Genomic DNA, 8,122 nt, shown 5'->3' on the forward strand with positions numbered 1-8,122 from the left:
ACAACGAATGGGACATCCCCGTTCACTTCGCGTAGAGGAACACCGCAAGAGTGGCGAACCAACGTCGCTCTCAGTGTCTCGGGAGCCATCAGTCGCGGGCCAAGGCACGGCCTTGAGGATACGTTTGGATCGACGGCCTACCAAGTCGTTAGGGCGTCAACCCGCGAATGAGCCAGTTACACGACGGGCCATTCGCATGCGCGTACTGGCACCATGCGTTGAGATCCGTTGAGTTCCATTGCTAAGGCAAATCACCTGGCACTGCCTATCGCCAGCGGATGAGCGGGGCCGGCGATCTACGCCAATTCAAATTTCTCTAGTGATTTCGGGTCAGTGGTTTTTAAGAGTGATTTTGCCTCGTGGATTCGAATGTCATCGACATCATGGACGATGACCAAAACGGATCCGGAATTCACACGATCTTCGTAGGTTGAGCTCACATCTTTCGCAACGCCCCACTTCTCCATGCCGCCGAGCAGGCTACCCATGGCGGCGCCTACCGCCATGCCGACCAGAGGTCCCGCGATGATAAATGGCCCGATCAATGTCCCTGCAGCGATCGGTGCCGTAACTGCCCCGCCAATCAGCATCCCAAGTGAGGTGCTGCGATTGTCTGGTGCGCTCACATGTTCCTGGTCCTGCGACGGATCTTGAAGTCCCTCAAGATGCTCTGCACCTGAATCGGACGATTTGGAAACAACCGATACGTTTTCGAGTGTGAAATGATCTTTCTCCAACACTTCCAGAGCGAGTTTCGCCGCGGCACTGGTTTCATATTCAGCGATCAAACATTTCGACATCGGTGTATCCTCGTGGTTGAGTGGTGGTAAGGCGAGCGACACGATGAGCATCGCTCAGTACCAAGTCTCTCCGCGTGTCTGGGAAGTCGACGATCGGTTGGTCGGAATCGCCCGCTCGGGATCGATCAGTAATTACAGCGTCGAGAAGTAAATCTCCCACTGCGGGCCAACCGAAAAACGCGTGACGCATACCCACGCAACTTGGCGAGATACCAGTCGCCGCAAACTGCATGCCGTGGGCCAATTTCGAATTCGTGCCGTCGCCGTCTATCCATGAGTCGGCTTGCTCATTGACTCGTGCACTAACCTGAATGGATGAGTTGCTCGAACCGGAGGGCTCGCGTTCTACCGCTAAGAAGAGCACTAAATCTTTCGATGTCCCAACGCCTGCAATGGCTCGTAACGTAGCTGAAGGAATGTCGTCCGCATGCCGCCCATCGATTCATTTCTAATCCGGTCCTCGGCAAACGGAGTTCGTTCCCTTTCTATCGTTGGAAGACTCATCGTGATCGATTGCACGCGAAATGGCTTTCTGCCGCAGGATGCATCGAAGAGGCAGCGCACGTGTGATGCTTGGTGCTGATCGCATCAGTGCATCTGGTAGCTTGCGTCGATCCAACACTGCGGTAATGGTTCGCCGGAAGGAAAAGCCAAATCAGATTTACTAAATTGGCCCGTGTCTTGTTCTTCTTCACCGGCCTGCCGCCGCCCCTGAACAACCGTCTCATGTGGACTGAACAGTTCCTCCAGGTCGTCGATACGAATCAAATCCCCGGACACTTTCTCTTTCAAAAACATTGCGATATCTCCTGATGGAACAGTGGCACGTTTGTAAGCCGATGACGCGAGCCGCAGGCTTTGAGCAGTCAATAAGCTGACATTACAGGGCGTTCGGCTATCTTCGTCGGCACACTCGGATTCTTGTGTTTTCCTTTGCGAAGTGTGAATCGTGGCGATGTCCTCTCAGCGGACTCTTGTTTTTGCGGTAGCCAAGTCGCCAGATGATTAACCAGGTTCAGGCGAACGCATGTGCCTCTTGACAGCCATTTTGCAAAATTCACTAGAGATCAAACGTTGTTGATCACAGGCGAGTGAATCGATGCAAGTTCCGTACCTGGGAACCGATTCGCCGGCGCGCCGATTGCACGCTAAGACGTCGATGCAAACGCATTCTTCTCTTGCGAGTTGAGAGCATTAAGCGTTCCCTGATTTGGAGACATCGATGTCGAATTCCGGTATCCAGACAACCAACCTGCACGAAATCAAGACACTTGAAAAGCTGTCTAATCAAATCCGACATTGGATACTTCGTTCAACAGCCGAAGCCGAGTCGGGGCACCCCACGTCATCGCTCTCGGCCGTTGAGTTGATGGTCGACTTGACGTTTGGCGGTACGTTTCGATACCAGCTAAGCGAGCCCAGTCATCCGGCCAACGACCGGCTGATCTTTTCCAAAGGCCACGCTTCTCCGCTGTTCTATTCGCTCTGGGCTGCAGCGGGACGAGTCAGCGAAGACGAATTGATGACCTATCGGGAATTCGGAAGCGAATTGGAAGGTCATCCGACATCGCGGTTCAGATACACCGAAGCCGCAACGGGATCGCTCGGCCAAGGGTTGTCCATTGGGCTGGGGATGGCACTGGCGGGGAAATACCTCGATCAGCTGCCTTATCGCACTTTTGTGTTGTTGGGCGATAGCGAGATGGCGGAGGGCTCGCAGTGGGAAGCGATTCAATTGGCCGCACACTACGGATTAGACAACTTGATTGGCGTGTTGGATGTTAACCGGTTGGGGCAGCGTGGGCCGACCATGTACGGACACGATTTGGAGGCGTATCGTCAACGGATCGAAGCGTTCGGATGGCGTTGCATTATGGTCAGCGACGGGCACGACCACCATGAGGTGATGAACGCTTACTCGCAGGCGTGTCTGGCGAGTGGCCAGCCCGTGATGATCATTGCTTGGACCGTGAAGGGGGAAGGAGTCTCGTTTCTTGAAAACAAAGGCGGGCTGCACGGTAAGCCTGTTGAGCCGGATCGAATGGATGATGCTCTGGCGGAATTGGGCGACGTCAACGGTGATGTGCGCGGCGTTATTGCACCACCCGAAGAGGTCGCGATCTCGCCGCTCCGATCCGAACAGGCGAAGCCTCTGAACTACGAGCTCGGAGAGGAAATTGCGACCCGTGACGCGTACGGGAACGCACTTTGCAGACTCGCAAAACAGTATCCCCATCTCATCGCTCTTGATGGTGAGGTCTGCAATTCCACTCGATCCAAACAGTTTCGTGATGAATATCCAGATCGATTCTTCGAGATGTATATCGCTGAACAAAACATGGTCGGGGCTGCGACCGGCTTGGCTCTACGAGGGAAATTACCGTTTGTTTCCACCTTTGCGGCATTCCTGTCTCGCGCGATGGACCAAATCCGCATGGCGCCGTATAGCGGTGCAAATGTGAAGTTTGTCGGGTCGCATTGCGGCGTTTCCATCGGTAAGGATGGTCCTTCTCAGATGGGCCTGGAGGACATCGCCATGTTCCGAACGATCCCAGATGGTGTCGTTCTTTATCCGTCTGACGCGGTCTCGACGGAGTCGCTGGTTGAAGCGATGGCGGATCACAAGGGGATAGCCTATCTAAGGACGACGCGCGGAAAAACGCCAGTGATCTATCAGAATGACGAAACGTTTCGGATTGGTGGAAGCAAGGTCCTTCGGAGCAGCGATGCCGATGAGGTAACGTTGGTCGCGGCGGGGATCACCCTGCACGAGGCGCTGACGGCACATGAGCAGCTCCGGGAGCAAGGAATCATGTCGCGTGTGATTGATCTTTATTCGATCAAGCCGCTCGATCACGCAACCATCCGCCGGGCAGCCGAGCAAACCACAGTGATCTTCACGATCGAAGATCACTACCCCGAAGGCGGCATGGGAGAAGCGGTGCTGACAAGCTTGTCCGACCACCCGACACCGGTGAACTGTCTTGCCGTACGCAAGCGTCCGCTGAGCGGATCTTCTGAGAACCAACTCGAAAGGCAAGGCATTTCGGCAGACGCCATTGTGGCCACCGTTCTTGCCTATCAGCAAAAACGCTCATCGGCATCAAATTAGCGATCATCACATTGAAAATCATCTAACCCAAGGAAATCACCTATGTTCAGATCAATTGTCTTTTTCGCCGCCGTGTCTCTCATCGCCACGATCATCCCGATTCGGGCGTCCGCCGAGCCGCTCGACGCCGACCATGTCCCCGCTGATGCGAAATGGGTGGTTCATGTTGACTTTGAATCGCTCAGCGATTCGGAGCTTGCGGATGCGATCCGTCAGCAGAAACCGCAGATGATTCAACACGTTCGCAAGTGGATCGAGAAACGCTACGGGATCAACCCACCCGAGGACCTGCGCAGCATCACGGCGTTTAGCCGCGATTATCAAGTCCACACCGGCACTGTGATTTTGCAGGCCGAGTACGATCAAGCGAAAGTCGAAACGGTCTTGAATAAAGCGATGAACCATCGCACGACTGTGTGGGAGGGGAACACGCTGCACACCGTCACATTATCGAAGCAGAAGCCGAGCGAGGACGGGCCGTCTGGCGATGAAGAGATGACCGTTGTCATGCTGGATGATGATACGATCGTTTTTGGATCGTCCATTCAGAACGCAAAAGATGCCATTGGCGTGTTGCAGAGCGAAACCGCGGTTCTCGCCGGATCGGAATCGCCGTTGATCACGTCCGCTGCCCAATCCGCGTGGGTGTACGGTGCCGCGATTGATCTGCAACAGCTCGAAAATCATCCGGTTGCCATGCCAATCCTGTCGCAACACAAGCAGATTGTCTGGGCGTTAGGAGAACGTGACGGATTGATTTACGAGCAGTGCGATCTGGTGGCAATTTCAGAGCAAGTGGCGCAGCACACCAAGACTGTGCTCGATGGTCTGGTCGCGTACGAAACGCTCTGGGCGAAAGATAGCGACTCCATGAAAGACATCATGAAATCGGTAAGCGTGAACCAGGAAGGAAATCGGTCAGGTTTCCACTGGCAGGGCGATAGCGAAAAAGCGGTCGCGGCTCTCGATGAAATTCTTCGACGCCTGTCCACATGGAAACCGCTGTTGACCAGCAATCACGGAAACTCAAGAGTCAAGACAAGATAGAATCGAGGTGTCAAGATGTCCCAAGCGAGCGACGCAATCGAATTCTTTCGTGGCCCGATCGACGGCCACGTCGAATACTTCGCCACCACACCGAAGTCATTTGTGATCGTTGCGTCGAGCGTCCGAATAAAGCGAACGAGTTCGTGGGGACTTTTGTTTGAAGCACTCGCTTTTCACGATCCGGTTGACCCTCGCATTTGGGCGGTCTACGAACTCGTCTTTCGTGACGGACGGTTTTGCTACAGCTATCTAAGTTCTAAGATCCAGGTAGGTGACGACCTTGACATGGATCATGTCGAGATGCTGAATCGGATAGAAGATTGAAGTGAGGCTTCATGCTCGTTGGCGGCGATGATCTCGCGGCGTTGGGTGGCGACGACCCTCGACCGCAGCAAAGGCGACATCGACTGGTCCGTGCTGACACACCCGTTTTCTCGAGTCTGGGGAGCACGATCACGCTGGAGGACATCGCCACGAGTAGGTACCTGTGACGTGAATTCTCGCGGACGAATAGCGTGCGGCGCAGTTTTATTGAGACTTGTTGTCGCGTCGATTGCTGTTGTGACTGGTTACTCGAAATCCGATGGCGTACCTTGAACTAAGGCATGCGAGCGAGAAACCGAGAGGACTGAGGTCAGAACGATGCGTAAAAACGACATAAACGCAGACCGCCTGGCGATGCTCAGGCTACTCAAACGGCGTGGGATCAGGGACGAGGCGGTGTTGAGAGCGATGGCGCATGTTCGCCGGGAAGCATTTCTACCCGACGAACTGCGTGAGCATGCCTATGATGATGGGCCGCTACCGATTGGCGAGGGGCAAACGATCTCACAACCGTTGATTGTCGCCACCATGACCGCGGCACTGGAACTTGCAGGGTCAGATCGGGTGTTAGAGATCGGTACGGGATCGGGATACGCAGCTGCCGTGCTGGCTAGCATTGCAGACGAGGTGTACTCCGTCGAGCGAAAGAAAGAATTGGCGGAGACAGCTATACAAAATTTGTACCGGGAGGGCTTTGACAATGTCCACGTTTGCGTGGGCGATGGCACACTCGGTTGGCTGCAGCATGCTCCTTACGATGCGATTGTCGTGGCAGCGGGCGGGCCCGAAGTGCCTCCGACTCTGTTGGATCAACTCGGATACGGCGGGCGACTTGTTATCCCGGTTGGGAAGCATCAGCACGAACAAAAATTGATTCGAATCCGCAAGTCCCTCGACGGTTCGTGCGACCAAGAGTCACTCGGGAGCGTGAGGTTTGTTCCTTTGATCGGCGACGAGGGCTGGTGAGCATTTGGCAGTTGCGAGCAAGCCGCCGGCTCAATCTGAAACGGTTGTTCGAGACGTCCGCCCCGCCGCGTTCAGGCGGGGCGAGCTAAGCAATCCGCTTCGCTGCCCGCGCTGATAGCGGCGAGAATGTTCGTCTCATTGAGCGTCAGGCGTTACCACCAAACGCCGAGGTTGCCGATCCGCACTCCACCGCGATATCCGTAGGGATAGCCGCCGCCGTAGAAGTAGGGATGGCCACCGTAGTTGTAGTATCGATATGGGTACGGTTGATATCCGTTGTAGGGATAGTACGATCGATAGCGCCCACGATAGCGGTCGCCTCGGTCTTGATAGCGATCGTCGCCGTCACGGTAGCCTCGATTGTTAAAGCGTGAACCGGTCCAGTCGTTGCTGAAGTTATACGGAAAACCTCGCATGCTATCGTATTGGGCCAAAATCATGGATTGATGGTCAAGCCGTTTGATTGTGGAGACATCATCTTCATCTGGCTGTCCTGGGGAAGTTTCCTCACGTTCGAGTGGGAACGTTTTTTTCTGCTGCTCCCGTAGAGTTTCGTCCGCTCCCTCCAGTGAACTTTCAACGGGAGGTGCAGTCGGCCGCTTCAGTTCGTTGACTTGTTCTTGAAGCGAACGGATCTTGCGGCGCATGTCATCGATCATTTCTTCTAGCATCTCGGTGTCTGGTGACATACGCATCGAAGGACTTTCAACGCCACCGACCATCGGCATGCGGTTCATCGGCGGGCTGAAAGAGTCTCGGAACCACCGCAGCGGGGCGTTTGCGATATTTCCTATCACTACCGGCATTTCCTTGTCACTTCCGTCGCGACGGATCGTCAATTGCACCTCGGTTCCGGGCTCAAAATCTTGGACTGTTTCTACGAATTCATCGAGCGACGTCACCTCATCTCCGTTGACGCCGGTTACCTCGTCAACGGCGCGGAGTCCAGCGTCCGCGGCTGGGCTGTTGCGGGTGACCTGTTGGATCATCAAGCCTTGTTCATCTTCGGATCCCGCGTTGGGTCCGGGGGACAGACGCACGCCCAGCCAACCTCGCATACTGCCGGGTAGAGTTTCGGCTTCTGACGCCAAAGCGACTTCGCGATTGATTGTTTCGCCACGTCGCCAGATGGTCACGTTGACGGTGTCATCGGGCCCCAAATCTTGCAGCTTTTGTCGCAGTTCTTGGGGTGAGGATACGTCTTGATCGTTGATAGCCAGAATGTAGTCGCCTTGTTCGATGCCGACACGCGCCGCGGGGCTGTCCCAAATGGTGTCGAGCACGCAGACACCCCGGCCCGGACACGACCCTGCGAGGACACCCAAAGCAGGAGCATCGTCATCGGCATATTTTTGAGTTTGGCTGGTTGCGACGTTGGTTTCAGCTTCCGCCGGTTCGTCCTCCGAAGTTGAGCGGTGGGAGGGGACGGATTCGGATTGGGAAACAAGCGGCGGCGATTCTTGAGCTTGGGAATCTTGCGCTCGCGTCGACGGTAAACACGTACTGCTGACCAGCACGGTGATCGCCGTGAACGAACACGCACGGGTGAACTTTCGATGTCTAGTTTTCATGGGAGGTTCTCGTGGGGAAGAGTTATCTTGAGGTGTCTCATACGTTGAGAACACGTCATTGCTTTCTCGAAAATCCGGCAAAACGCGTTCCGAAAACGGTGAGAACTCAAGCAATCTAAGAACGGGGCAAACAGTTGCCGGCTAAGCGGGTAGACAGGAGGTTTTCACTGACCGTCTGGTGCTCTTGGGGCTGCAGCTTGTAGGTTGTTTCGAAATTCACCGGGCGGCTTGCGCTGCTCCGCTATAAAAACCAGCTGCCAAAAGACTTAGCGGAACGGCGCAAGCAGGCTGTTGATTTAGTG

The 8,122-nt window shown here is 55.0% G+C and carries 7 protein-coding genes; 4 read left to right on the forward strand and 3 right to left on the reverse strand.

Annotated elements, in window-relative coordinates; genetic code table 11:
* Positions 1-296 precede the first annotated feature (296 nt).
* The gene (locus NB063_RS30735; RefSeq protein ID WP_250933427.1) at positions 297-800 is read right to left on the reverse strand and encodes a DUF1269 domain-containing protein; all 504 of its coding nucleotides are present in this window, start codon (positions 798-800) and stop codon (positions 297-299) included.
* Between the two features lie 588 nt (positions 801-1,388).
* Positions 1,389-1,598 (reverse strand): acetyltransferase, encoded by a 210-nt coding sequence (locus NB063_RS30740; protein ID WP_250933429.1) that lies wholly within the window; start codon positions 1,596-1,598, stop codon positions 1,389-1,391.
* A gap of 424 nt (positions 1,599-2,022) precedes the next feature.
* Between NB063_RS30740 and NB063_RS30745 the strand changes: the two genes are divergently transcribed.
* From NB063_RS30745 to NB063_RS30760, 4 genes are all read left to right on the forward strand, one after another.
* Positions 2,023-3,912, forward strand: coding sequence for a transketolase (locus NB063_RS30745; RefSeq protein WP_250933431.1), 1,890 nt, complete (start codon positions 2,023-2,025; stop codon positions 3,910-3,912).
* A 42-nt stretch (positions 3,913-3,954) separates the two neighbouring features.
* A complete protein-coding gene (locus NB063_RS30750) occupies positions 3,955-4,959 on the forward strand; it encodes a hypothetical protein (RefSeq protein WP_250933433.1) in 1,005 nt (334 codons plus the stop codon).
* Between the two features lie 15 nt (positions 4,960-4,974).
* Entirely contained in the window at positions 4,975-5,283 is a 309-nt protein-coding gene (locus NB063_RS30755) for a hypothetical protein (protein WP_250933435.1), read from the forward strand.
* A 318-nt stretch (positions 5,284-5,601) separates the two neighbouring features.
* Positions 5,602-6,249: a protein-L-isoaspartate(D-aspartate) O-methyltransferase gene (locus tag NB063_RS30760; RefSeq protein WP_250933437.1), complete on the forward strand. Its 648-nt coding sequence runs from the start codon at positions 5,602-5,604 to the stop codon at positions 6,247-6,249.
* Between the two features lie 152 nt (positions 6,250-6,401).
* Here NB063_RS30760 and NB063_RS30765 read toward each other — a convergent pair whose 3' ends face one another.
* Positions 6,402-7,820: a PDZ domain-containing protein gene (locus tag NB063_RS30765; protein ID WP_250933439.1), complete on the reverse strand. Its 1,419-nt coding sequence runs from the start codon at positions 7,818-7,820 to the stop codon at positions 6,402-6,404.
* Positions 7,821-8,122: the final 302 nt, after the last annotated feature.

The sequence above is a fragment of the Aporhodopirellula aestuarii genome (genome assembly GCF_023701485.1).
GTDB classification, from domain to species: domain Bacteria; phylum Planctomycetota; class Planctomycetia; order Pirellulales; family Pirellulaceae; genus Rhodopirellula; species Rhodopirellula aestuarii.